We start from the raw sequence: 24,471 nt of genomic DNA, 5'->3' as shown, positions 1-24,471 counted from the left end.
TACGATTTTCACTTTTTCAGCAGCTTTTTCGGTATAAGGATTTATCACGATCCAGAGCTTCGAACCCGCTCCCCGGATCGGGGCATGCTACCGGCTCACCAGCTTCCCGCGGAAAGTGGAGTTATAGTTCAGAAGCGGCGGATTCCCCCTTTTCATTTGTTCGGATAGTTATATAGAAAATACGTTTGAGCTTCCCTCGTTTTGGCTACGGTCTGAAAGGTTGTTTTCAACCTTTGCCCGGGCTTCGTTAATTTTTCAAGGCTGAACAAAGCAAAAACAGCCAAATCATGATAGACTAAAGAGAAAGTCGAATTTAGTGCCTGTCTTCCATCAGGGATGGGGAAGACAAACAAACAGGAGCGTGAGTCAATGAACAATCAAAATGAATTTTTTGTGATAAAAGCGAAGGAAAACGGGGTAAATGTCATCGGTCTGACGAGAGGCTCGGATACGCGCTTTCACCATTCAGAAAAGCTGGACAAGGGCGAAGTGATGATTGCCCAGTTTACCGAGCATACGTCAGCAGTAAAAGTCCGTGGCAAGGCGATTATTCAGACGAGTCATGGGACGATTGACACAGAGGAATAGCATTTATACACAGGAGAGGGAGTTTTGGTACCTTGTTTTGTGGAACATATGATATAATAGATGCGCGTTAATGATTTACAACAACGATTGTCGGAACTTGGGGGACGTAAAAATGGCAACAATCAGTCAGTTTAATGAGGTCGTAAAAGAGATCAACGAAAGCTTCTACAGCTTAATCAGGCATCCTTATTTACAAAAGTACATACATGAACCGGTTGTAGATGAAGATAAGGTTCGCTTTTTGTACGCTGGCCTTTATCGGCACCTGCCGGCTGAGGAAGCGAAAATGTTTACGATTTCATCTTTGCTTGTTCAGGCTGCGCTTGATGTTCACGAAGCGGTTACCCTCCATAAAGTAACGACAGATGCCGGCAGAAAGAACCGTCAGCTGACGATTCTTGCCGGGGATTATTATAGCAGTTTGTATTATTATCTTCTGGCCGAGAATAAGCATCTTCCGATGGTTCGCGTTTTCAGCCATTCGATTCAGGAAATCAATGAAAGCAAGATGAACCTGTACGGCTCTGATCAACTCAGCTATCACGAAGCGATGGAAAATATGGCGCTGATTGAATCATTATTAATGCAAAACATCGTAAAGCACTTCGGTGAGGATATATGGGCGGCTGTCATGAAAGATTATTTCTATTTGAAGCGGCTTCTGTTTGAAAAAGTAGAGTGGCTGGAAGGAAAGACGTATCCGGTGATCCAGGCGATTTTTCAAGAGGCTGACGGACCGAAGGAAATGCTTGAGCTGATTGAAAGAAAAGTAGAGGATGTCAAGGATCGTTTATTGAAGAACAGCCGATTGCTACAAACATGCGCCGGCTTTGTAATTGAGCACGTCGACGCGCTGTTTGAGCAGGTGGCGTGGCAAGAAAAGGTAGCAGAAGAAGGGTGAGCCTGATGGGACAGTCAAAGGAAGAACGCGTTCATCAAGTATTTGAATCGATTTACAAAAAGTATGATGTGATGAATTCCGTGATCAGCTTTCAGCGTCATAAAGCGTGGCGCAAGGATACGATGAAACGGATGAATGTAAAACAAGGGCAGTCCGCGCTTGATGTGTGCTGCGGGACGGCGGACTGGACGATTGCCCTCGCTGAGGCGGTCGGCAAGAGCGGGAAGGTCGAAGGGCTTGATTTCAGCGAAAATATGTTGAAAATCGGCGAAGAGAAGAGACAGGAGCGCAACCTCAGCCAAGTGACGCTCCGACATGGGAACGCGATGGAATTGCCTTATGACGATAATCAATTTGATTATGTCACGATCGGCTTTGGACTCCGGAATGTCCCGGATTATATGCAGGTGTTGCGGGAAATGCAGCGTGTCGTCAAACCAGGAGGTCTTGTCGTTTGCCTGGAAACGTCCCAGCCGACGATTCCTGTGTTTAAGCAGTTGTATTTTTTTTATTTCCGCCGAATCATGCCGCTGTTTGGCAAACTCTTCGCCAAAAGCTATCAGGAATATTCCTGGCTGCAGGAGTCGACGATGTCGTTTCCTGATCGGGACAAGCTTGCGGAGATGTTTAAAGAGGCCGGGTTGACGGGCATTGAGGTGAAGCCTTATTCAGGAGGCGTCGCCGCGATGCATGTAGGGAGAAAACCAGCCTTTTAATTTGGGGAAGAATTGGAGCAGATAGTTGTGATTAGAAAGTTAAGAATCATCCTTGAAATGATTAAATTTGAACATACTGTTTTTGCATTGCCGTTCGCCTACTTTGGCGCTGTTCTCGGTGCTTATATTGTGAATGGAGTGTGGCCGAGCCTGGCCCAATGGATTTGGATTACGGTGGCGATGGTCGGGGCAAGAAGTGCGGCGATGTCGTTAAATCGTGTTATCGACGAACAAATTGATAAGCATAATCCACGGACGGCAGGCAGGGCGATTCCTGCAGGCCTGATTTCAAAGGTGGAGGTGCTCTTTTTTATTGTCATTTCCTTTGTGCTGCTCTTTACGGCAGCTTTTCAGTTGAATCTCCTGGCGGTTTATTTGCTGCCGCTCGCCGTCTTTTTTCTTGTGATTTACTCCTATACGAAGCGCTTCACCTGGGCTTGTCATTTAATCTTAGGAATGACGATCGGAATTGCGCCGTTAGGTGGCTGGGTCGGAGCGACCGGCACACTGACCTGGGATGCCTTTATTCTCTTTATTGCGGTCGCCTTATGGACGGCCGGATTTGATGTGATTTATGCGACGCAGGATGCGGATTATGATCGTGAACACAAGCTGCATTCGATTCCGAGCCGCTTTGGCATTAAGCGGGCATTATTGCTTGCGCGTCTATTCCATGTCACAAGCTTTGCCGCTTTTTTGACCTTGTTTTTTATCACGCCGCTCGGCTGGTTGTACTTGATCGGGGTGATCATCGCCGGAGGCATTATGCTCTATGAGCATGCGATTGTTTCCGTTGACGATCTGACAAAAGTCAATGTCGCGTTTTTCACGATGAATGGAATTTTAAGTATCGTTATGTTTATTTTTACGATTGGAGATGTATGGCTATGAATGGATTAGAGAACGACATTCAGCGCAAAATAGCTGAAGGCGTGTCTCACTTGGAAAAAAGAGAAGGTGAAGGGAAATGAGTCTTGTTATCGGAGAAATTTCCTACACGAACATTTTACCTTTCTTTTATCACCTTGACCGGGAGAAGCTCAAGGAAGCCAATTGTCATTTTACACCGCAGGTACCGGCCCAGCTTAACAAAGCCATGGCTGCCGATCAGGTCGATATCGGCGGGATCTCTTCATTTGCTTATGCGGCCAATGCCGGTGCTTACACGTTACTGCCGAATCTTTCTGTGACGTCTTACGGCAATGTCAATTCAATCTTTTTGTTTTCAAAGCATCCGATTGAGCAGCTGGCCGAAAAAAAGATTGCCCTAACTTCGAGTTCTGCCACGTCTGTTCATTTGCTGAAAATTATTCTGGAGCATTTTTATTCACTGGACGTTCAGTATACGACGATGAAGCCGGATTTTACGGAGATGCTGCGCGAGCATGATGGCTGTCTGTTAATTGGAGATGATGCGATCCGGGCGAAGCGCGAGCTGCCGGACAATCTGTACAGCTATGATCTCGGGGAAATTTGGTACAAGCAGACAGGACTGCCGATGGTATACGCTGTATTTGCAGTCAGAAATGAAGCGATTAGCAAGCAGGCTGAGTTGGTAGGAACAGTTTATCAATCCTTTTTGGCGAGTAAGCAACTTAGTGAAGGACTGAACTATCAGCCGATGATCGCCGATATTGTGAAAACACACGGAGGCAGTGAGGATTTTTGGAATCTTTATTTTCAGCAGCTGTGCAATGACTTTGGCGAAACAGAGCAGCGCGGCCTGCTTTATTTCTACCGCTTAGCCTATCAGCTTGGCTATTTAAAGCAGCCGGTTGACAAGCTGGCGATCTGGGATTCCGTTTTGATAAAGAAAATGCTTGCCAATAATGAAATGTAATGTTTCAATCAAAACGAGACGAATTTTTTTCTATAGGCAGAAAGCCGCTGTAATGGAGTAAGGTGGATGATATGAAACTAACCGATATCTATATGAAATTTCAATCTGATATTGTCGTGATTGAACGGGAGCTGGAGGCGACCGTTCAGGCACGGCACCATGTATTACGACAAGCCTCGACCCACTTATTAAAAGCAGGCGGAAAACGAATCCGCCCTGTTTTTGTGCTGCTTTCAGCCAAATTCGGCACATACGATATTGATGTACTGAAGCATATTGCCGTTCCGCTTGAACTGATTCATATGGCCTCTCTCGTTCATGATGATGTCATTGACGATGCCGAGCTGCGTCGTGGAAAGAAAACGATCAAGTCCCAATGGGATAACCGTGTCGCGATGTATACAGGCGATTACATCTTCGCCAAAGCCGTTGAGACCTCAACCTTTTTTGATCACCCGGAAATCCATCAAATTTTATCGTATGCGATCGTTGAAATGTGCATTGGCGAGGTTGAGCAAATCCGTGATCAATATAATTGGCAGCAGAACTTCCGTATTTATTTACGGAGAATTAAGCGAAAAACCGCTTTGCTGATTGCCGTAAGCTGTAAATTAGGAGCACTGGCGGCTGGAGCTGATCGCGATGTTCAGCGTCAGTTGTTCAAGTTCGGCTACAATGTCGGTATGTCGTTCCAGATCACCGATGATATTCTCGATTTTGTCGGCACGGAAGAACAATTGGGAAAGCCGGCTGGCGGTGATTTACGTCAAGGAAATGTGACGCTGCCGGCTTTGTATGCGATGCAGCATAACGAAGAGGTAAGAGCGATGATTGAGCAGGCGCTCTCGACGGACTACCCGGATCAGGCTGACATGGAGCCGATTCTCGAGGCAATTAAGAAGTCGGGCGGAATTGAGTATTCGCTTGAAATCAGCGACCGTTATTTGGAACGGGCGTACTATGCGCTTGAATCACTTCCAGAGACGGAAGCAAAAACCTATCTCAGTGAAATCGCGGCTTACATCGGCAAACGGAAGTTTTAACAGTAGTGGGAGCAGAGGGAAATCAATGGCTTTCTTTCGTGATAAATCGGAGATAAAGCTCTATGCTTCGCGCGGGAGAGAACCCCATTGTCGACGATGTAAAACTTTGCTATACTGAGAGAGGTTTTGAACACATAGAAGAATGGAAAAGGGAGCGAATGACGAATGGAACGTACATATTTAATGATTAAGCCTGATGGCGTACAGCGTAATTTAATTGGTGAAGTTGTTTCTCGATTTGAGAAGAAAGGCTTTACACTTGTCGGTGCCAAGCTGATGACGGTTTCAAAGGAAACAGCGGAAACTCACTATGCCGAGCACAAGGAGCGCCCGTTCTTCGGTGAGCTTGTTGATTTTATTACGTCCGGCCCGGTATTCGCCATGGTTTGGGAAGGCGAAAATGTCATTTCTACAGCGCGGACAATGATGGGCGCAACGAACCCTGCTGATGCGGCGCCAGGAACGATCCGCGGCGACTATGGTGTCCAAGTGGCGATGAACGTCATTCACGGTTCTGATTCACCTGAAAGCGCGGCGCGTGAAATCAGCATTTTCTTCACAGAAGAAGAGCTGAACAGCTATGATAAAACGATTAGCAAATGGGTGTAAGCGGATAAGCACCGTCTGCTAGAGATATCGTCTTGCAGAGAGGCTTCACACCTTGCTTCGGGGATGTTTCAACCGGTCGGATTCGATCTGTTGAAGCATCCCCTTTTTAAAATAAGTGGGGGGCTCCAGTTTTGTCCAGCGGATAAATGAGTAATGAGGGGAATGCAAATGAACGACGACTATCAGCAATTCGTGCTTCTGATTAAAGAAAAGACCGGGATTGATTTGTCGCTTTATAAAGAGGCGCAAATGAAGCGGAGGCTTACGTCATTGCGCGATAAAAAAGGCTTTCGCACGTTCCGTTTGTTTTATGAGGCCATTTGTCAGGACGAGAAGCTGTTTAACGAATTTTTAGAACGAATGACGATTAATGTGTCAGAATTTTACCGCAATGCAAAGCGGTGGGAGGTGCTCGAGCAGAAAATCCTGCCGCGGCTATTGCGGGAGAATCCACGGCTTAAATTGTGGAGCGCGGCGTGTTCCACTGGGGAGGAACCTTATACACTGGCGATGATCATGAGCAAGTTTAAGCCCTTAAAAGACGTCTCGATTTTGGCGACGGATATTGATCAGGCAATTCTTGAGCGGGCGAAAGTTGGCCTGTATCCGGAACGATCATTAAAGGAAGCACCGACTGAGGCGATTCGCAACTTCTTTCATAAAGAACCGATCGGCTACCGGGTGAAGCAGGAAATTAAAGATACGGTTTCGTTTAAGCGGCAAAATTTACTGGCCGACCGGTTCGATGATCAATATGACTTAATCATTTGCCGCAATGTGATGATTTACTTTACCGAGGAAGCGAAGCATGAGCTTTATCATAAATTCAGCCGTGCGCTGCGGCCCGGTGGCGTGCTGTTTGTCGGCAGTACCGAGCAGATTTTCAATCCGGCGGTTTATCAGTTTTGCTCGGAGGATACTTTTTTTTATCAAAAATGCAAGAAGGGCACATCATAAGCAGGAAAGAGGGAGTAGACAATACAATAGGTAATTAATATCGAAATGTTCGTATTTTTTTCGAGACAGCAATCTGAAAGCATGTTATAATTTAACGCATAAAAGCGATAAAGAAAGCTGTGAAAAAGAGGGGATACATAAACAGCGGCTTCAAAAAGAGACGCGGAGCCACCCCTAAGGCGATGAAAGATAACAGCTGAACGTGTAGGCATAGGAGGAATTTAGATGAGATACTTAACCGCTGGTGAATCACATGGTCCCCAGCTGACGACGATTATTGAAGGGGTTCCGGCCCAATTGGAGCTGGTGGCAGAAGATATTAATGTTGACCTTGCCCGTCGCCAAGGCGGCTATGGCCGTGGCAGAAGAATGCAAATTGAAAAGGACCGGGTACAGCTTTTGAGCGGTGTCAGACATGGGCGTACGACCGGAGCACCGATCGCCCTTGTCGTCGAGAATAGGGATTGGACGCACTGGACGAAAATTATGGGCGCCGAGCCGTTAAGCGGTGAAGAAGAGAAGGAAGTCAAACGCAAGATCACCCGGCCGCGTCCCGGGCATGCCGATTTGAACGGAGCGATTAAATACGGTCATCGCGATATGAGAAATGTGCTGGAGCGCTCTTCCGCCAGAGAAACAACCGTTCGGGTCGCAGCAGGGGCTGTCGCCAAGAAGATTCTCGCTGCCTTTGACATCGAGGTTGGAGGCCATGTGCTCGAAATTGGCGGAGTTAAGGCGGAACAGGTTGAGTATTCGTCTGTCGCCGACCTGCGCGAGCGCTCGGAGGCTTCTCAAGTCCGCTGTCTTGATGAGCAGGCGAGTCAGAAAATGATGGAAGCGATTGATCAAGCGAAAAGCGATGGGGATTCCATTGGCGGAATCGTCGAGGTCGTTATCGAGAATGTACCGGTCGGCCTTGGCAGCCATGTTCATTATGATCGCAAGCTAGATGCGAAAATCGCCGCTGCGGTCATGAGCATCAACGCGTTTAAGGGAGTTGAAATCGGCATCGGCTTTGAAGCGGCTCATTTGCCGGGCAGTCAGGTTCATGATGAGATTATTTGGGATGAGGAGCACGGCTATCGCCGCAAAACAAACCGGCTCGGTGGGTTTGAAGGCGGAATGACGACGGGAATGCCGATAGTCGTCCGTGGTGTGATGAAGCCGATTCCGACTTTATATAAGCCGTTGCAAAGTGTCGATATCGATACGAAGGAGCCTTTTGCGGCGAGCATTGAACGTTCCGACAGCTGTGCCGTTCCGGCGGCTTCCGTCGTCGCTGAAGCGGTCGTCGCATGGGAGGTCGCCAATGCGCTGCTTGAAACCTTCGGCCATGACCAAATTCCGGTTATTCAGGAGAATGTCAAGCGTCACCAGGAACAAGCGAGGGAATTTTAATGCGGAAGGTCGCAATTAAAACGCCGTCAAAGTCGTATGAGGTTTTTATTGAAGCGGGACTGCGCCGGGAAATCGGTCGGCGGATGGACGATGTGCTGGCGCAGCCGGCTTCGTCCGTGCTGATTATTAGCGACTCTGTCGTCGCCCCGCTTTATTTGGATGAAGTGAAAAACAGCTTTTCCGGTCTGGCTGTTCATACAGCCGTCATTGAGGCTGGCGAAGCGTCGAAGTCGTTTACTGTGTTTGAACAGCTGCTGACAAAGGCGCTTGAGGCCGGCCTTGACCGAAAGTCGGTCATCGCCGCCCTTGGAGGAGGCGTTGTCGGCGATATCGCCGGGTTTGTCGCCGCGACCTTCATGCGGGGCATTCGCTTCATTCAAGTGCCGACGACCTTATTGGCGCATGATAGCAGCGTCGGTGGCAAGGTAGCGATCAACCATCCGCTCGGGAAAAACATGGTTGGCAGCTTTCATCAGCCTGAGGCTGTCTTTTATGACACGGAGGTTCTCTATTCCTTGTCAGAGCGGGAATGGCGTTCAGGCTTCGCGGAAGTGATGAAGCACGGCCTGATTCGCAAGCCGTCTTTTCTGACATGGCTGCAAACGACGATTTCGTCGCTTGAAAGCATTCCGGTTGAGGTGCTTGATGAGCTGCTTGAGCAATCGATTGCCGTGAAGGCCGAGATTGTTGCCGAAGATGAAAAGGAAGCCGGCGTGCGGGCCTATTTGAATTTAGGTCATACGTTAGGGCACGCGCTTGAAACGAAGCTCGGCTACGGTAAGCTGACTCACGGCGAGGCCGTCGTGATCGGTATCGTCTTTGCGATGCGGCTGAGCGGGAAGCTTTGCGGGCTGTCTGCGAATGTGGATGACTATGAAAAGTGGTTTCAAAGACTTGGCTACGACACAAAGATTCCGGCTCATTTGCAGGCCGATGAATTAATTGAGACGATGATGAAGGATAAGAAAACCGAGGGCGGAACGATTCGGATGGTGCTGCTGCGCAGCATTGGCGAAGCAACGACAATGACGGTTTCGTCTGACGAAATTAAACAATTACTAGTGGAGCAGGTGGAGGTGGACTGACGCATGGTGCGCGGTATCAGAGGAGCAACGACGATTGATGTTAATACTGAACAAGCAATCAGTGAAGCGACAAGCGAGCTTGTGACGAAGATGATTGAAGCAAATCAGATTGTGCCTGAAAGTGTCGCTCACGTTCTCATTACGGTAACCGAGGATGTGACAGCCGCCTTTCCGGCTAAGATCGTCCGGCAGTTTCCGGGATGGTCCTATGTCCCTGTCGTTTGCGCACAGGAAATTCCGGTACCTGGGAGTCTGCCGAAATGCATCCGGATTTTAATGACGGTCAATACGGATGTCAAGCAGGATCAGATTGTTCATGTGTATCAGCGTGAAGCGACCAAGCTTCGTCCGGATTTATCGACGAGCGAATCTTGATAGTTTTAAGGAGTAAGGAAAAAAGCCTAACATGTTCAGGTGGATTTGAGGAAGGGCACTGGCTTCCCACGCGTTACGTTCTCCATGAAAGAACCTCACTTTCATGGAGAACAAAGACCGTTGTAACGGCTCCGCATAGAGCTTCAAAGAAAAGACGCCTGTGGCGTTTTTTTTATTGACGAATGATTCAGAAAAGTGATAAACTGTATGCAGCAGAGTTGAGTGAAAGTATGAGTTTACTTGTTAGATCACAAGAGTATGAGTTGAGAATGAGAATGAGCTGAGGAGAGCAGAGTTTAGTTGAGGAATAAAGGAACATTCAATCCTCCTACCTCTTATGGTCCGGGAGGATTTTTTATATGAGATGCATTGGCCGTTGCCGCTCAGGCGGTGTCCGTGCCACCCGTTTCGTTTGCCTCCCCTCTTTTTCATTCCTTCTATTTTAAGGAGGATTGCGATGATTACCCCATCATTACACGATTTTCAAACATCTTGCCAGAATTACAAAACGATTCCCGTTGTGCAGCGTTTTTTCGCCGACGGTCTTACCCCTGTACAAATTGTTCACCAGCTTGAATCCCAGGTCAGCTTTTTACTTGAAAGCAAAGATGAGCAGTCGCCTTGGTCACGTTATTCCTTTATCGGCTTGAATCCGATGCTTGAATTGGTAGAGGAGCAAGGCGCGTATCGGACATATACGGATCAGCGCGAGCTTGTCGTCGAAAAAGAGTCGTTTCAGGCGGCGTTTCAAGCGACGATGTTGTATTTGAACGTCGAACCGGTTGACGTGCCGATCCCGTTTCGCGGCGGGGCGGTCGGCTATATGAGCTATGATGCGATTGAAACGATCGAACCGACCCTTCAAACGGAGACGGCGGAGCGTGTTCCGCATTATCAGTTTTTATTTTGTCAGACGCTGATCGCTTACGACCATACGAAAAAGGAATTGACGATTTTGGTTCATTCCCGTCCGGAGGCAGGAGAGGAAGAACGGGCTTACGGTGAAGCTCTTGCGGAGATCGAACGTGTCTCCTCCCTGCTTGAACAGCCGGTAAGCGGCTTAATGCTGAAGCAGCTGCCGCAAACCGATGAAGACGTATCATTTGAGCATGTCATCTCGAATTATAAAAAGGAAGCGTTCCTTAAAGATGTGGAGAAAATCCAGGAATACATCCGCGCGGGTGATGTGTTTCAAACGGTGCTGTCACAGCGATTTGAAATGAATGTTTCAGCGACGGCGCTTGAAGTATACCGGGTATTGCGGATGATCAACCCGTCCCCTTATTTGTTTTATCTTAAATTTGATCAGCTGGAAGTTGTCGGCAGCTCGCCGGAAAGGCTCGTTCAGGTTCAGGATGGTCATGTGGAAATCCACCCGATTGCCGGCACGAGAAAGCGGGGCAGGGACGAGGCCGAGGATGCCCGCCTGGAAGCGGATCTGCTCGCTGATGAAAAGGAGCGGGCCGAGCATTATATGCTTGTTGATTTAGCGCGAAATGACGTCGGCCGCATTGCCGAATACGGCTCTGTCGAAACCCCGACTTTACTTGAGATCGGTCGCTTTTCCCATGTGATGCACATCATTTCCAAGGTGACAGGACGGCTGCGCCGTGATACGGAGCCTTTGGAGGCTTTAATGGCTTCCTTCCCGGCCGGAACGGTGTCCGGTGCGCCGAAGATTCGGGCAATGGAGATTCTGCAGGAGCTTGAACCGACGAAGAGAGGCTTATACGCCGGAGCGATCGGCTATTTAGGCTTTGATGGAAATATTGATTCCTGTATCGCCATTAGAACGATGATCATTCAGCACGGGAAAGCCTATATTCAGGCCGGTGCCGGAATCGTCGCAGATTCTGTTCCGGAAAAGGAATTTGAAGAAACGGAGAATAAAGCGAAGGCGTTGATCCGTGCTGTACAGGTCGCGGAAAAAATGTTTGGCTCAGAAGCAAAGCAAAGTGAAAAAGGGGAGGTCGTCAAGCATGCTTAAATTATTGCTGCGGAAATGTATGAACGGAGAGACGTTGACAGAGAAGGAAGCGCAGGCGGCGATGGATGAAATTATGCGCGGCGAAGCGACGCCGAGCCAGATTGCGAGCCTCGTGACAGTTATGCGGTTTCGCGGGGAAACGGTCGACGAAATGACCGGATTTGCTCGTTCGATGCGGGCGCATTCGGTAACGATTCCCGAGACAAAGCTCGATGTTGTCGACACATGTGGGACAGGCGGCGATGATCTTGGCACGTTCAATATTTCAACAACGACGGCGATCGTCCTGTCGGCGCTCGGTGTGCCGGTTGCCAAGCATGGCAATCGCGCGGTTTCCTCAAAAAGCGGCAGTGCTGATGTGCTGGAGGAGCTTCAAATGTCGATCCAGTATTCCCCAGAAGAAGCGCAGCAGGCACTGCAGCAGACAAACCTGTGCTTTTTATTTGCGCCGCTTTACCATCAGTCGATGAAGCATGCGGTTGCTCCGCGGAAGGAAATCGGCTTCCGGACGATTTTTAATTTGCTTGGTCCATTGACGAATCCGGCCAATGCGAAACATCAGCTGATCGGCGTCTATGACGAGGCATTTGCTCGGAAAATGGCTGAAACACTGAGCCGGCTTGGGACGACGCGCTCGCTGCTCGTAACCGGAGGAGAGGGACTTGATGAGCTTTCCATTACGACAGAATCGCATGTTATTGAAGTGAACGGCACAGAACAGAAGCAGTATTCGCTCACACCGGAAGAGGTCGGCTTGACGCGCGGGACGCTGGATGAGATTCAGGTTGAGACGCCGAAGGAAAGTGCGGCATTAATTCGAAAGGTGCTAGCCGGAAAAGCGAATGCGTCGGCAGAGGGTATCGTCGCGCTTAATGCCGCGGCGGCACTTTATGCGTCAGAACGGGTTGCTTCGATAAAAGAAGGCGTATCGCTTGTGCAGAAGGCGATTTCCTCCGGCCGTGTCTATCGCCATTTTGAAAAGCTGACAACTGAGCAGAAGGAGACTGAACAACATGCTTGAGAAAATTTTGCAAACAAAGCAGAAGGAAGTAAGCGAGCTCGTTCTTCCCCCTCAGGAAGACGTGACGCACTATTCCTTGTTTGAAGCGTTGCGCGCGCCGACGCGACAAACCGCTCTCATTGCCGAAGTGAAAAAAGCGTCGCCGTCAAAGGGGCTGATCCGCGCTGATTTCAATCCGGTGGAGATTGCCAAAGGCTATCAGGCGGGCGGAGCCGATGCGATTTCGGTTTTAACCGACCGGGATTATTTTCAGGGAGACCCGACTTATTTGTCAGCGGTCAAGCGCGCGGTTCAGCTGCCGGTTATGCGCAAGGATTTCATTATCGATGAGGCGCAGGTCGAGGAAACGCTCCGGATCGGCGCTGATGCGATGCTGTTAATTGTCGGCGCAGTACCGATTGATAAGCTGAAACAGTTGTATGATCTTGCCTATGCGAAAGGGCTTGAATGCTTAGTCGAAGTCCATGCGAAAGAAGAGCTGGAAGAGCTTTTGTCCGCCTTTACACCGAAGATCATCGGCGTCAACAATCGCAACCTGAAAACATTCGAGACGTCGCTTTCCCAAACAGAGGAGATGGCTGTGCTCATCCCGGAGTCGAGCCTGTTTGTCAGTGAGAGCGGCATCTTTACAAAAGCCGATATCGACCGCGTCCAAAAAGCCGGAGCGGCCGGGGTGCTCGTTGGTGAATCCTTGATGCGGGCCGACTCACCGGAGCAGGGAATTAGCGAATTATTTGGAGGCGAAGCGCGTGTCTCCCCTTCTTAAGCTATGTGGCAATCATTCTTATGAGGATACAGAAATTGTGCTGACGAGCGGAGCCGATTATGCCGGCTTTGTTTTCGCCGAAAGCAAACGCCAGGTCACGCGCGAACAGGTAAAAGAGTGGCTTTCCCGTCATCACGGCAAAAGTCGGGCGAAAATCGTTGCTTTGTTTGTCAATGCGTCAGCGGAGCAAATTGCGGCAACGGTGGACGGGCTGCCGATAGACATTATTCAATGCCACGGAGCGGAAACACCGGAGCAGGTGAAAGAGATTAAAAAACAAACAGGGCTGCCAGTTTGGAAAGTGATCCATCACAACGAGAACGCGTTGCAGGAGATGGAAGCTTATGAAGGCATTGTCTCTGGTTATGTTGTTGATTGCAAAGTCGGGAAGCAATGGGGCGGGACAGGAGTTTCCTTCGATTGGAACTATGTCCCTCGTTATATAACAGAAGGACGCCGGCAAAAGGTGCCTGTCTTGATTGCCGGCGGCATTCGTCCAGAGAACGTAGGTGAGCTGATGCGCTATCAGCCTGACGGAATTGACGTCTCAAGCGGAATCGAGCAGGGCGGCCGCAAATCAAGGGCACTAGTGGAGCAGCTAGAGGAAAGGATGAACAATCATGGCAGTGATCTATCCAGATAAACGAGGACGCTTCGGCGATTTTGGCGGGAAATACGTGCCGGAGACGTTAATGAGCGTAATTGAAGAGCTAGAGCAGGCATTGGATGAAGCGATGGCTGATGAAACTTTTGTTGAGGAGTATCATTATCAGCTGCGTGAGTATGCGGGCAGACCGACTGCGTTATCGTATGCCAGACAGCTGAGTGAGAATTTGGGAGGCGCTAAAATTTATTTGAAGCGGGAAGATCTGCTTCATACGGGAGCGCACAAGCTTAATAATGCAATGGGTCAGGCGTTGCTGGCGAAACGAATGGGCAAAACAAAAATTGTCGCCGAAACGGGGGCCGGCCAGCATGGTGTGGCGTCCGCGACGATCGCCGCCCGCTTTGGCCTGGAGTGTAAAGTATTTATGGGAGAAGAGGATATGGAGCGGCAGGCGCTCAACGTCTTCCGGATGGAACTGCTCGGAGCTGAAGTCATTCCGGCGACATCCGGCAGCAAAACGCTGAAGGATGCGACGAACGAAGCAATCCGCTACTGGGTGGCGAATGCCGAGGATACGTTTTATTTAATCGGCTCTGTTGTCGGCCCGCATCCGTATCCTAAGATGGTTCGTGATTTTCAGCGCATTATCGGCGACGAGGCGCGCAAACAAATGCTCGAGCGGGAAGGAAAGCTTCCGACCGAAGTGATCGCTTGCGTCGGCGGGGGAAGCAATGCGATCGGGACATTTTATCCGTTTCTCGACGATGATGTCCGCTTGATTGGTGTCGAAGCGGCCGGGCTTGGCGTGGAAACCGACAAGCATGCGGCGACGATTACAAAGGGAACGAAGGGCGTCATTCATGGTTCTTTGACGTATTTATTGCAGGATGAAGCAGGACAGATTACGGAGCCGTATTCGATTTCCGCGGGCCTCGATTATCCTGGCATTGGGCCTGAGCACGCGTATCTTGCGGCAAATGGACGCGTGAGATACGATGCGGTCACTGATCAGCAGGCATTGGATGCGCTGAAGCTGCTTTCTGAAACGGAAGGGATCATTCCGGCGGTGGAAAGTGCCCATGCGCTGGCAAAGGCGTGTGAACGCGCGCGGCAGCTGACGAAAGAAGATACGATTCTCGTCTGCTTATCGGGACGGGGCGATAAAGATGTGCACACATTAATGAAACATTTTCGAGGTGAATCCGATGGCGAGTAAGCGTATGGAAGCTGCGATGAATTCGCACAAGCCTTTATTTATTCCTTTTATTACAGCCGGTGATCCTTCGGCTGACGCAACGGTCGAGCTGGCGCTGATGCTGGAGGAAGCCGGGGCGAGTCTGCTTGAACTCGGCATTCCGTATTCAGATCCACTCGCGGACGGTCCGACGATCCAGGCTGCTTCGAAGCGGGCTCTTGCCGAGGGGATGAGCTTGGAGCAGGCGTTGAAGCTCGTGCCGCTCATGCGGGAAAAAGGGCTGACGATTCCTGTCGTGATCTTTACTTATTTTAATCCGCTTTTGCAATATGGTGAGCGCCGTTTTACTGAGGAAGCGGCAGAGCTCGGCATCGACGGCGTTCTCGTTCCCGACCTGCCTTATGAGGAGAGCGAAGAACTGAGCGGTCTATGTCACGAAAAAGAGCTGGTGCTCATTTCTCTCGTTGCGCCGACCTCGCGTGAACGAATGGTGAAAATTGCTGAACGGGCCGAAGGGTTCTTGTACTGTGTTTCCTCGCTCGGCGTGACTGGTGCGCGGTCTAAGCTTGACCCGCGTGTCTATGACTTTTTGACAACCGTTCGCGAAGCAAGCCGGATTCCGACAGCGGTTGGCTTCGGCATTTCAACGGCAGAACAGGTGAAAGTGATGAATGAGCATGCTGACGGAGTCGTCGTTGGAAGCGCGCTCGTTGCCGAAATCGAAGCGCGCGCGGAAGCGTTAAAACAGCCGGCGACAAGAGCAGAGGCGCTCGCGGAAATAAAAACGTTTGTTTCTTCGCTTATTTCGTCGTAACATAGAGATATACGACTAAGACATAGATGAGGTGCTGACGATGCAGGTAAAACGACAATTACTCGGTCTTCCTTCCTATAAACCGGGGAAACCGATTGACGAAGTAAAAAAAGAGCTCGGGCTGACGAAAGTAATCAAGCTTGCCTCCAATGAAAATCCGTTCGGTGCTTCGCCGAAAGCAGCGGAAGCGATTCGGGAGCTTGCGGCAAATACGGCGATTTATCCGGATGGATATGCGGCTGTCTTGCGGGAAAAGGTCGCCCAAAAAATCGGCGTCGCCCAGGAGCAGTTAATCTTCGGAAATGGTTCAGATGAGATTATTCAGTTTCTTTGCCGGGCGTTGCTCGATGAGAATACGAATACCGTTACGGCTGATCCAACCTTTTCGCAATATAAGCTGAATGCGACGATTGAAGGGGCGGAAGTCCGCGAGATCGCCTGCAAGGAGGACGGCACCCATGATTTAGAGGCGATGCTTGCGGCGATTGACGAAAATACGCGCATCGTTTGGGTATGTAACCCGAACAATCCTTCCGGTACATATATCGACAAGGCGAGCTTTGAGCAATTTATGAAGAGCGTACCTGCGGATGTGCTCGTCGTTTCAGATGAAGCCTACTATGAATACGCGATAGCGGACGATTTTCCGCAATCGATTCCTCTTCTGAAGACATACAAAAATTTGATTGTACTCCGAACGTTTTCAAAGGCATACGGATTAGCAGCGCTTCGCGTCGGTTACGGCGTCGGGGATGCTGATTTCATTGCCAAGCTTGATCCGGTACGCCCGCCGTTTAACAATACGACCTTTGCTCATGCTGCCGCTGCGGCTGCACTTGATGATGATCCATTTATTGCCGAATGCGTACAAAAAAACAGAGAAGGCATGAAGCTGTATGAAGCATTCTGTGAGGAGCAAGGGCTTACGTACTACTCATCGCAGGCGAACTTCATCTTAATTGATTTTGAACGTTCAGGAGATGAGGTTTTTGATTATTTATTAAAGCGCGGCTTTATTATTCGCTCCGGTGAAGCGTTAGGCTTTCCGACATGTGCCCGGATTACGGTAGGCAGCCAGGAAGAGAATGAGGAAATACTTTCGATCTTGAAGGAAATGTTGCAAACACAGCCTATTGGACAAAAATAACATGTTCCTGTTTGGTGGAGAGGCAGTTTTGAAAGGTCGGCATTTGACTTTTTGAAACAGCCTTTTTCAACGCTGTGTGGGTGGAAGGAGAAAAGAATGAAAAGAACGGTTTTCATCGTCGGCCTCGGTTTGATTGGCGGCTCGATTGCGCTCGCCATTCGCAAAGAACACGACGTGCATATTCGAGGCTTTGATATTTCACAACAACAAGTAAAAATGGCTTTATCGCTGCAGGTGATTGATGAAGTGGCGCCTTCATTGGAAGAGGGGGTCAAGAATGCGGATCTGATTATTTTCGCGACTCCAGTTATGAAAACAGAGGAGCTGATTCAGGAGCTGGCTGGCTATTCATTGAAGGCGGGGGCGATCATTACCGATGTCGGCAGCACGAAGAAGCGAATCGTGACGCAGGCTGACTGCCTGACGGAAAAAGGCGTGACGTTTATCGGCGGTCACCCGATGGCCGGTTCACATAAAAGTGGTGTTGAAGCGGCGAGAGCTCATTTGTTTGAAAATGCCTTTTATATTTTAACCCCGGCTGAAGGCACGGATCTTAGGCAGATTATCCAGCTGCAAAACTGGCTGAAAGGGACGAAGGCGACGTTTATCGAGCTGACCGCGGAGCAACACGACCGTCTCGCCGGCGCGATCAGTCATTTTCCTCATATTGTTGCGGCAAGTCTCGTTCATCAAGTCGCGAAAATGGACGGGGATGAACCGCTTGTTTCGCGCCTTGCTGCCGGTGGATTCCGCGACATTACGCGAATTGCCTCGGCGAGTCCGGCGATGTGGCGCGATATTTTACTACATAATAAGGAAAGCCTGCTTGAGCTGCTCTCTTCATGGACAACGGAGATGAATGAGGTGCGAGCGATGATTGAAACAGAGAATGCCGATGATATTTTTGCTTATTTTGAACAGGCAAAAGCATTTCGCGATGGCTTGCCGGCACGTGAAAAAGGTGCGATTCCGTCCTTTTATGATTTATTTGTCGACGTACCGGACCACCCGGGGGTCATTTCGGATGTGACGAGCATTCTCGCCCAGCATGAAATCAGCATTACGAACATCCGAATTTTAGAGACGCGTGAAGATATTATGGGAGTGCTGCGCTTAAGCTTCCGTTCGGAAGAGGATCGGCAGCGGGCCCAGGTTCATTTACAGCAGGCAATGTACGACACGTATATGATGTAAGGAGGAAGGGCGAATGAGTACAGCACATGTTGAGCAGGCAAGGAATGGATTGACAGGCTCCATTCAGGTGCCTGGTGATAAATCAATTTCCCACAGGGCGGTCATGTTTGGTGCGATCGCTGAAGGGAAGACGACAGTCGACGGCTTTCTGGCCGGAGAAGATTGCTTAAGCACGATTGATTGCTTTCGGAAATTAGGGGTAACAATTGAGCAGGAAGGCGAAAAGGTGACGATTGAAGGGAAGGGCTGGGACGGCTTACAGGAGCCGGAAGAGATTTTAGACGTAGGCAATTCGGGTACGACAACGCGGCTGATGCTCGGCATCCTGGCGACGAGACCGTTTCATTCGGTTATTATTGGAGATGACTCGATTGCGAAGCGACCGATGGGCCGCGTGACGGAACCGCTGCGGGAAATGGGCTCGATTATCGACGGTCGCGGCAACGGACGCTTTACGCCATTGTCAATCCGCGGTGGACAGACAAAAGGGATTCAGTTTCAATCGAAGGTGGCAAGCGCTCAGGTGAAGTCGGCGATTCTTTTAGCTGGTTTGCAAAGTGAGGGTGTAACGTCCGTCACTGAGCCTGCGCTCTCACGCGATCATACAGAACGAATGCTGACGGCGTATGGAGTCGAAGTGAAGCGCGACGGATTAACCGTTTCTGTCAAAGGCGGACAAACGTTGACGGCTCAGGATATTACCGTGCCTGGTGATATTTCCTCGGCGGCGTTTTTCTTAGTTGCGGCGGCGATTGTTCCGAATAGTCATATTACGCTCAAGGGAGTAGGGATCAATCCGACCCGTTCGGGCATTATTGACGTGCTTCAGGAAATGGGCGCCTCGATCTCGGTTCACAACGAGCAGATCGTTGGCGGCGAGCCGATTGCCGACCTTGACATTAAGACATCGACGTTAAAGGGAATCGAAATCGGCGGTGACCTGATCCCGCGCTTGATTGACGAGATCCCGGTCATCGCTGTTCTCGCGACACAGGCCGAGGGCAAAACCGTCATCCGCGATGCCGAGGAATTAAAGGTCAAGGAAACGAACCGGATTGACACGGTTGTCAGCGAGCTGAAAAAGCTTGGGGCCACAATCGAAGCAACGGAAGATGGAATGATTATTGAAGGACGTACCGCGCTTCAAGCAGCGACTGTGAGCAGCTATGGCGATCATCGGATCGGAATGGCGATGGGGGTAGCGGGGTTAATCGCGGAAGGCAGAATGACAATTGAGCGCAGCGAGGCGATTGCCGTTTCGTATCCGACTTTCTTCGAGCATATCGACGAGCTGCTTGGCGGTAAGTAAACCGTGCGTGAGGCGAAAGGCGCTATTGGGAACCTTATTCCGCTATTCCGCCCATTATGACTTTTTGACGGATAAAAAAGGAACGGCATTCCGCAATTGCTAGCTGGAAGTGAGCTGAAGAGCTTATTTTTGCTTAGTAACGGAATCTTGTTCCTTTTGTCATGCGTATGAAGGACGAAAGTGAGAAATAACGCATTCCAGTTCCGCTTACGGATGATTTTAATAAAAAAAGCCCTTGATTTGGAAACGTAAGCGTTTTCAAATCAAGGGTTAGCAAAAGCTAAAAGTTGTATGGATAGGAGTGGAGAGAAACCATACGCTTAACTTTATTATAAACGCTTACATAAAGAAGTCAATAGGGAAAATAAATAATTTTAAAAAAGAATCCGCGCAGGATGTTTCAAAAGAAAAAGACATGCTAAATTGTCTCCTCCTTTCATAGCTTGTTTATAACAAGGTTGAAAGGGAGTGAGCATTATGTATTTATTGGATCGTGCGGTGCATCTTCATGAGGATTCTTTGCAATCTCGTTCTTATTTAATCGAAAACGGACAAGTTCGCTATGTAACGGGAAATTTTAAGAAGTGGAAGCAGAAAAGAAGCGTGCTGGAAGGCATCGCTCTTGAGCCTGGAAGGGTAATGGTGGCGAATCGGCTGCTTGACGCTGCCAATTTTACAAGCTTCCGTGAGCAGCAGGCCACTTTCATTGAAAAAGGCTGTACGACTGTCATCGTTTTGCCCGAGGCTGATTATGAACGTCAGTTAGAAGCGGTGATGAAGCGTGCCAAACATTCACTCGCAAGCAGTACGCTTGATTATGTGATCGGACTTTCGATTCCTCTGTCTCTTCTCCGTTGCTCTGTAGTGCGCCGCTGTCAAAAAATGAAAATTCCCCTTCTTCAAATTAAACTGACTTCATGCCGTGACATTCAGCAGCTTCCGTGGAGTCATATTGCCCAAACGTTAATGAGCTACCCGATCTTGCTCATTCCATCGGTTAGTGAAGGCGCAGCGGATCAGCAAATGCTGTTGGAAGTATGGGAGCAGTGCTGCGACTCCTATCACATTCATACCGCGCCGCCTTTAATCGAGGAAGCGCCGTGGTCGAAATCGCTGCTGCAAAAATCAGGCCTCTATCCGGAAAAGGGTGTTCTCTTACATGGCAGCGATGCCGACTATTTGCTTTTTTCACCGGAAGATCGAGGCGGAACGGTTGCAAGCAAAGACGGATTTGTTTATCATGATAACAATCCTAGCGTCGTCGTCATCAGAGGACAGATTATTAAAGAGAATCAGATGATTGTCGGCAAGCCGGGATACGGCCGTTATTTGCAAATCAAACGGCCGGGACGTTTTTTAGCGATAGAGGATGCAACATAATCAATCAAGATAGTAGGGATGACCCATTTTCAGCAAGATAACAGGAAAACAGCGAAAGATGGCGAACCCATCTGACAGAGGAGAGTACGAGAATAGGAGCAGATAAGATGGAAGCGATGAAAGAGGTTTGGAAGCTGATTGAAGCAGGGGAAATTGAGCAGGGCTTACGCCAGCTTGCTGAGCTTGAGCGGAAAGCCGACCATCAGACAAAATATGAAATTGCTGAAGTATACCATGAGCTTGGTCATATCGAAAAAGCGAAGACTTTAATTGAAGAGCTGCTCCAGCTTTATCCCGATGAAGGCAGTTTGTATGCGCTGGCAGCTGAATTGTTGATTGATCTCGATGAAGAAGATGAAGCGATTGAAATGCTGCTTGAAATTGAGGAAGACGATGAAGCCTTTTTGCAGGCGCAGCTGCTGCTCGCTGATTTGTACCAAATGCAGGCGCTCGACGAAGTCGCTGAACAAAAGCTTTTGACGGCGGCAAAAAAGGCGCCTGAGGAACCGATTATCTCCTATGCTCTTGGGGAATTGTATATAGAGCGTGGCGATTATCAGAAAAGTATTCCTTACTTAAAAAAGGCCGTCCACTCGGCCGACCCGATTCCTGATGCCAATATTGAGCTGAAGCTCGCCGAAGCCTACAGCGCAAGCGGTCAATTTGAAGACGCGCTTGCCTATTATCAGATCGGCGTGAAAAAACGGCTCGATCCAAACGGCTTGTTCGGCTATGGTTTTACCGCCTTTCAGCTCGGTGATATGATCGTCGCTATCGAGCAGCTGGAAGCGCTGAAAACGCTCGACCCTGATTTTTCGAGCGTTTATCCATTGCTCGCAAAGGCTTATGAAGCTGAGGGCCGGCTTGATGAGGCGCAGGAGACGCTTGAAGCCGGCTTCAAAATAGATGAACATAATGATCAGTTGTATCTTCATGCCGGCAAGCTCTGCTTTAAACGGCAGCAGCCCGATGACGGCGAGCAATTTTTGCGGCAGGCGATCGCCTTAAACCCCGGAAACATCGAAGCGGTTCAGACGTTGGCTGCTTATTTAAAGCATAATGAGCAATTTGATGAACTGCTTGAGCTGGTGACGCATATTCGCTCATTTGGCGAAGAAGATACGATGTTTACATGGTATGAAGCAACAGCGCTGCGGGAGCTTGATCAGTACGAGGAGGCTGCCGTGCGCTATGCGGAGATTGAAGGATTTTATCAGGACGATCCCGACTTTCTTGAGGAGTACGCCGGCTTTTTGCTTGAGGATGGAAAGCGTCCTGAGGCGAAAGCCTATTATAAGAAGCTGCTGCAACTACAGCCTGAAAGAAGCGACATTGAAGAGCTGCTTGCAGATTTAGAATCCTTTTCGTAAAAACGGAAAGGATTTCACCTACTGTTGGCGAATAGGAACAGTATACATGTCATCGACAGGCATTTGCTTGAAGAATAAGGAGGGATAAAGGATGGACAGTATCGTTTCCGTTGTGGAAAAAAAGGAGTTTTTACGGGGATTCCTTCAGCAATTTGAATTGAAACGTCGAGAGTGTGCGTGGTTGCTTAACTATTTAATGAGCGACGACCAGATTATGGAACGCGTACATTTTGTGGAAAAAGCTGCCCATACGCCAAAGGCCCTGATTATTTCTACAAAAGGAGTTGACACGATCCCTTTTTCTTTTCATAAGCAGAAGCATATAACGACAGACGCGGAAAAAGCCTTTCACGATATTCGCCTAAACCAGACAGAGGATATTTACATCGAACTGCATTTTAGCGGGGCGAAGCAATACCCTCCTTTTTTATCCGTGTTAGAGGATAATCCCTATGTGCCGGAGAACCTGGAGCTGGCAGAAGCGTTTCAGCATGAAGCGGAAAAGCTGCTTGAACGCTCGATACGGAGCTTCAAGCGCAAGCAATTATTACAGGCGATCGACGAAGCGCTTGATAAAGGGGATGAGACGGAGTTTCGTCACCTTGTGCAAGAGCTGGAGCAATATCAAAAGTAAAGGAGCGATAGACTATCCGGCTGTCCTCCTTTACGCTTACAACAGGAGATGCAAGGAAGGAACGATTGTGATGAAATGGCAGACAAAAGAAATGGATACATACTTGCAGGCGAAGGAATATGTGGATACTGCCCTTATTCCGCTTGTGCCGATTTCCTGGAAGGATGACGTGAAATCAACTGTCGCGATGGGGGAATTTATTTCGATGATTACCCATGAAGTCGAGCGTCAGTTTCACGGAAGAGTGGTGCATTTTCCTTCCTTTACGTATTTGAAGGCAGAAGAGATGACAGCTCGCCTTGAGCGGCTCGAAAGCTGGATCACGGAATTAAAAGCGGGGGGCGTTACCCATTTTATTTTCTTAACCTCGGACGGGGAATGGAAGACGAGTGAAAGCGAGATTGAAGGACTGCTAACGTGGCTGCCGACGATTCCGTTAGAGCATCTTGAGGAAAGCTACAAAAGGGAAATCATCGCCGATCAGCTGAAGCAGCTCATTCCGATTTTGACGAAAAAATGGCAGGAAAGCTAGCTTTCCTGCTTTTTGTTCTGCTTGATGATTCGTAGCCCGATAAAAACATTCAGGCAAGCCAGAAGTATAAATAAGAGAAAGAACATTTCTCCGTAGGCGACGACTGCTCCAATCAGCCAAAGCATTGCCATAATAAAATAGACAAAGCTGATGAACGGAATTTTTTGCGACTTCAATCCGATCCCTCCTCAAGCGCTACTATAGCAGAGTTTGACCAAATGGGGAAGGGAGTCGTCAGGCAGGCGAGGTCCGTATGAAGTTTTTCTCAACCGGCCTTGGCTCAAACTGGGAAAGAAGATTTGTTAAAAAAGTGAAAAATGAGGAAGGATAAAAAGAGCTAGGGTTGATTGAAGCTTTGATGAAAATATGCCGAATTTGTGCCAATTCATGTATTATCTTGCACATTAAGTTCGGATGTATTATCATGGGTATGTCCTAGTATAATATGTGTTTATTATGTGCCCGAAAATGGGTTTACCTTATTGTGTAAGGGGGGAAAATGAGTGAGCGAAAAAGATCACAAAGTATCAAGACGTCAATTTTTAACGTACACACTAACGGGTGTTGGCGGTTTTATGGCTGCGGGAATGATTATGCCAATGGCTCGATTTGCACTTGATCCTGCTTTGAAAGCCGGAGCGGAGTCAGATAGTGTATATGTATGTGAAGTGTCGGAACTGACAGAAGAACCGCAAAAATTCCCTTTTAGCTTTGACCAGACTGATGCTTGGTACGAATCAGAAGTTACGCACGATGCGTACATTTATTTAAATGGGGATGAAGTGGTAGCACTTTCACCTGTATGTACCCATTTAGGCTGTACGGTGACTTACGGTCATGAAGAGAATCCGGATGGATTCCGCTGTCCGTGCCATTTCGGGATGTTTTCGAAAGAGGGGATTAACGTACCCGGCACACCGCCACAGCGTCCGCTGGATGTGTTTGAAGTGACGGTGGAGGATGGAAAAGTTTACTTAGGTCAAATCAATCAGCGAACATAAGG

General features: G+C 49.0%; 26 protein-coding genes. 25 read left to right on the top strand and 1 reads right to left on the bottom strand.

What is annotated here, in order from left to right; translation table 11 throughout:
* Positions 1 to 369 precede the first annotated feature (369 nt).
* The 24 genes from mtrB (at position 370) to ABMB67_RS02500 (ending at position 23,468) form a co-directional block, all read left to right on the top strand.
* Entirely contained in the window at positions 370 to 588 is a 219-nt protein-coding gene (gene mtrB / locus ABMB67_RS02615) for a trp RNA-binding attenuation protein MtrB (protein ID WP_251222409.1), read from the top strand.
* Between the two features lie 112 nt (positions 589 to 700).
* A complete protein-coding gene (locus tag ABMB67_RS02610) occupies positions 701 to 1,489 on the top strand; it encodes a heptaprenyl diphosphate synthase component 1 (RefSeq protein WP_354571021.1) in 789 nt (262 codons plus the stop codon).
* A gap of 5 nt (positions 1,490 to 1,494) precedes the next feature.
* On the top strand, positions 1,495 to 2,205 hold the full coding sequence (menG, locus tag ABMB67_RS02605) for a demethylmenaquinone methyltransferase (protein WP_354571020.1): 711 nt from the start codon (positions 1,495 to 1,497) through the stop codon (positions 2,203 to 2,205).
* Positions 2,206 to 2,232: 27 nt separating this feature from the next.
* On the top strand, positions 2,233 to 3,096 hold the full coding sequence (locus ABMB67_RS02600; protein ID WP_354571019.1) for a UbiA-like polyprenyltransferase: 864 nt from the start codon (positions 2,233 to 2,235) through the stop codon (positions 3,094 to 3,096).
* 76 nt (positions 3,097 to 3,172) lie between these two features.
* Positions 3,173 to 4,045, top strand: a complete 873-nt coding sequence (locus ABMB67_RS02595) for a menaquinone biosynthesis protein (protein WP_354571018.1) — start codon at positions 3,173 to 3,175, stop codon at positions 4,043 to 4,045.
* 71 nt (positions 4,046 to 4,116) lie between these two features.
* Complete coding sequence (hepT, locus tag ABMB67_RS02590; RefSeq protein WP_354571017.1) at positions 4,117 to 5,088, top strand: heptaprenyl diphosphate synthase component II; 972 nt, start codon at positions 4,117 to 4,119, stop codon at positions 5,086 to 5,088.
* 165 nt (positions 5,089 to 5,253) lie between these two features.
* Positions 5,254 to 5,697: a nucleoside-diphosphate kinase gene (gene ndk / locus ABMB67_RS02585; protein ID WP_251222403.1), complete on the top strand. Its 444-nt coding sequence runs from the start codon at positions 5,254 to 5,256 to the stop codon at positions 5,695 to 5,697.
* 168 nt (positions 5,698 to 5,865) lie between these two features.
* A complete protein-coding gene (locus ABMB67_RS02580; protein ID WP_354571016.1) occupies positions 5,866 to 6,654 on the top strand; it encodes a CheR family methyltransferase in 789 nt (262 codons plus the stop codon).
* A gap of 225 nt (positions 6,655 to 6,879) precedes the next feature.
* Positions 6,880 to 8,052, top strand: coding sequence for a chorismate synthase (gene aroC / locus ABMB67_RS02575; RefSeq protein WP_354571015.1), 1,173 nt, complete (start codon positions 6,880 to 6,882; stop codon positions 8,050 to 8,052).
* Positions 8,052 to 9,137 (top strand): 3-dehydroquinate synthase, encoded by a 1,086-nt coding sequence (aroB, locus tag ABMB67_RS02570; RefSeq protein ID WP_354571014.1) that lies wholly within the window; start codon positions 8,052 to 8,054, stop codon positions 9,135 to 9,137. The genes aroC and aroB overlap by 1 nt, the downstream gene beginning before the upstream one ends.
* A 3-nt stretch (positions 9,138 to 9,140) precedes the next feature.
* Positions 9,141 to 9,512, top strand: coding sequence for a chorismate mutase (aroH, locus tag ABMB67_RS02565; protein ID WP_251222399.1), 372 nt, complete (start codon positions 9,141 to 9,143; stop codon positions 9,510 to 9,512).
* 457 nt (positions 9,513 to 9,969) lie between these two features.
* On the top strand, positions 9,970 to 11,499 hold the full coding sequence (gene trpE / locus ABMB67_RS02560) for an anthranilate synthase component I (RefSeq protein WP_251222398.1): 1,530 nt from the start codon (positions 9,970 to 9,972) through the stop codon (positions 11,497 to 11,499).
* The gene (gene trpD / locus ABMB67_RS02555) at positions 11,492 to 12,520 is read left to right on the top strand and encodes an anthranilate phosphoribosyltransferase (protein WP_354571013.1); all 1,029 of its coding nucleotides are present in this window, start codon (positions 11,492 to 11,494) and stop codon (positions 12,518 to 12,520) included. The genes trpE and trpD overlap by 8 nt, the downstream gene beginning before the upstream one ends.
* A complete protein-coding gene (gene trpC / locus ABMB67_RS02550; protein WP_354571012.1) occupies positions 12,513 to 13,286 on the top strand; it encodes an indole-3-glycerol phosphate synthase TrpC in 774 nt (257 codons plus the stop codon). The genes trpD and trpC overlap by 8 nt, the downstream gene beginning before the upstream one ends.
* Entirely contained in the window at positions 13,270 to 13,929 is a 660-nt protein-coding gene (locus ABMB67_RS02545; protein ID WP_354571011.1) for a phosphoribosylanthranilate isomerase, read from the top strand. The genes trpC and ABMB67_RS02545 overlap by 17 nt, the downstream gene beginning before the upstream one ends.
* Entirely contained in the window at positions 13,907 to 15,109 is a 1,203-nt protein-coding gene (gene trpB / locus ABMB67_RS02540) for a tryptophan synthase subunit beta (protein ID WP_354571010.1), read from the top strand. The genes ABMB67_RS02545 and trpB overlap by 23 nt, the downstream gene beginning before the upstream one ends.
* The gene (gene trpA / locus ABMB67_RS02535) at positions 15,099 to 15,902 is read left to right on the top strand and encodes a tryptophan synthase subunit alpha (RefSeq protein WP_354571009.1); all 804 of its coding nucleotides are present in this window, start codon (positions 15,099 to 15,101) and stop codon (positions 15,900 to 15,902) included. The genes trpB and trpA overlap by 11 nt, the downstream gene beginning before the upstream one ends.
* A gap of 40 nt (positions 15,903 to 15,942) precedes the next feature.
* The gene (hisC, locus tag ABMB67_RS02530; protein WP_251222392.1) at positions 15,943 to 17,049 is read left to right on the top strand and encodes a histidinol-phosphate transaminase; all 1,107 of its coding nucleotides are present in this window, start codon (positions 15,943 to 15,945) and stop codon (positions 17,047 to 17,049) included.
* Positions 17,050 to 17,145: 96 nt separating this feature from the next.
* A complete protein-coding gene (locus ABMB67_RS02525; RefSeq protein ID WP_251222391.1) occupies positions 17,146 to 18,243 on the top strand; it encodes a prephenate dehydrogenase in 1,098 nt (365 codons plus the stop codon).
* A 13-nt stretch (positions 18,244 to 18,256) separates the two neighbouring features.
* Complete coding sequence (aroA, locus tag ABMB67_RS02520) at positions 18,257 to 19,552, top strand: 3-phosphoshikimate 1-carboxyvinyltransferase (protein WP_354571008.1); 1,296 nt, start codon at positions 18,257 to 18,259, stop codon at positions 19,550 to 19,552.
* Positions 19,553 to 20,029: 477 nt separating this feature from the next.
* Positions 20,030 to 20,932, top strand: coding sequence for a hypothetical protein (locus tag ABMB67_RS02515; protein WP_354571007.1), 903 nt, complete (start codon positions 20,030 to 20,032; stop codon positions 20,930 to 20,932).
* A 107-nt stretch (positions 20,933 to 21,039) separates the two neighbouring features.
* The gene (locus ABMB67_RS02510) at positions 21,040 to 22,302 is read left to right on the top strand and encodes a tetratricopeptide repeat protein (protein WP_354571006.1); all 1,263 of its coding nucleotides are present in this window, start codon (positions 21,040 to 21,042) and stop codon (positions 22,300 to 22,302) included.
* A 91-nt stretch (positions 22,303 to 22,393) separates the two neighbouring features.
* Positions 22,394 to 22,936 (top strand): ReoY family proteolytic degradation factor, encoded by a 543-nt coding sequence (locus ABMB67_RS02505; protein WP_354571005.1) that lies wholly within the window; start codon positions 22,394 to 22,396, stop codon positions 22,934 to 22,936.
* 70 nt (positions 22,937 to 23,006) lie between these two features.
* Positions 23,007 to 23,468: a YpiF family protein gene (locus ABMB67_RS02500; RefSeq protein ID WP_251222632.1), complete on the top strand. Its 462-nt coding sequence runs from the start codon at positions 23,007 to 23,009 to the stop codon at positions 23,466 to 23,468.
* Here the strand turns inward: ABMB67_RS02500 and ABMB67_RS02495 are convergent.
* Complete coding sequence (locus ABMB67_RS02495) at positions 23,465 to 23,644, bottom strand: hypothetical protein (RefSeq protein WP_251222386.1); 180 nt, start codon at positions 23,642 to 23,644, stop codon at positions 23,465 to 23,467. The genes ABMB67_RS02500 and ABMB67_RS02495 overlap by 4 nt on opposite strands.
* Before the next feature lie 327 nt (positions 23,645 to 23,971).
* Here ABMB67_RS02495 and ABMB67_RS02490 point away from each other — a divergent pair, with 327 nt between their 5' ends.
* The gene (locus tag ABMB67_RS02490; protein WP_354571004.1) at positions 23,972 to 24,469 is read left to right on the top strand and encodes a Rieske (2Fe-2S) protein; all 498 of its coding nucleotides are present in this window, start codon (positions 23,972 to 23,974) and stop codon (positions 24,467 to 24,469) included.
* The last annotated feature ends 2 nt before the right edge of the window (positions 24,470 to 24,471 follow it).

Source organism: Halalkalibacter oceani, from assembly GCF_040544555.1.
Taxonomy (GTDB): domain Bacteria; phylum Bacillota; class Bacilli; order Bacillales; family Bacillaceae_D; genus Halalkalibacter; species Halalkalibacter oceani.
Note: the sequence above shows the minus strand (reverse complement) of the source record. Positions and strands in the feature narration are given on the sequence as shown.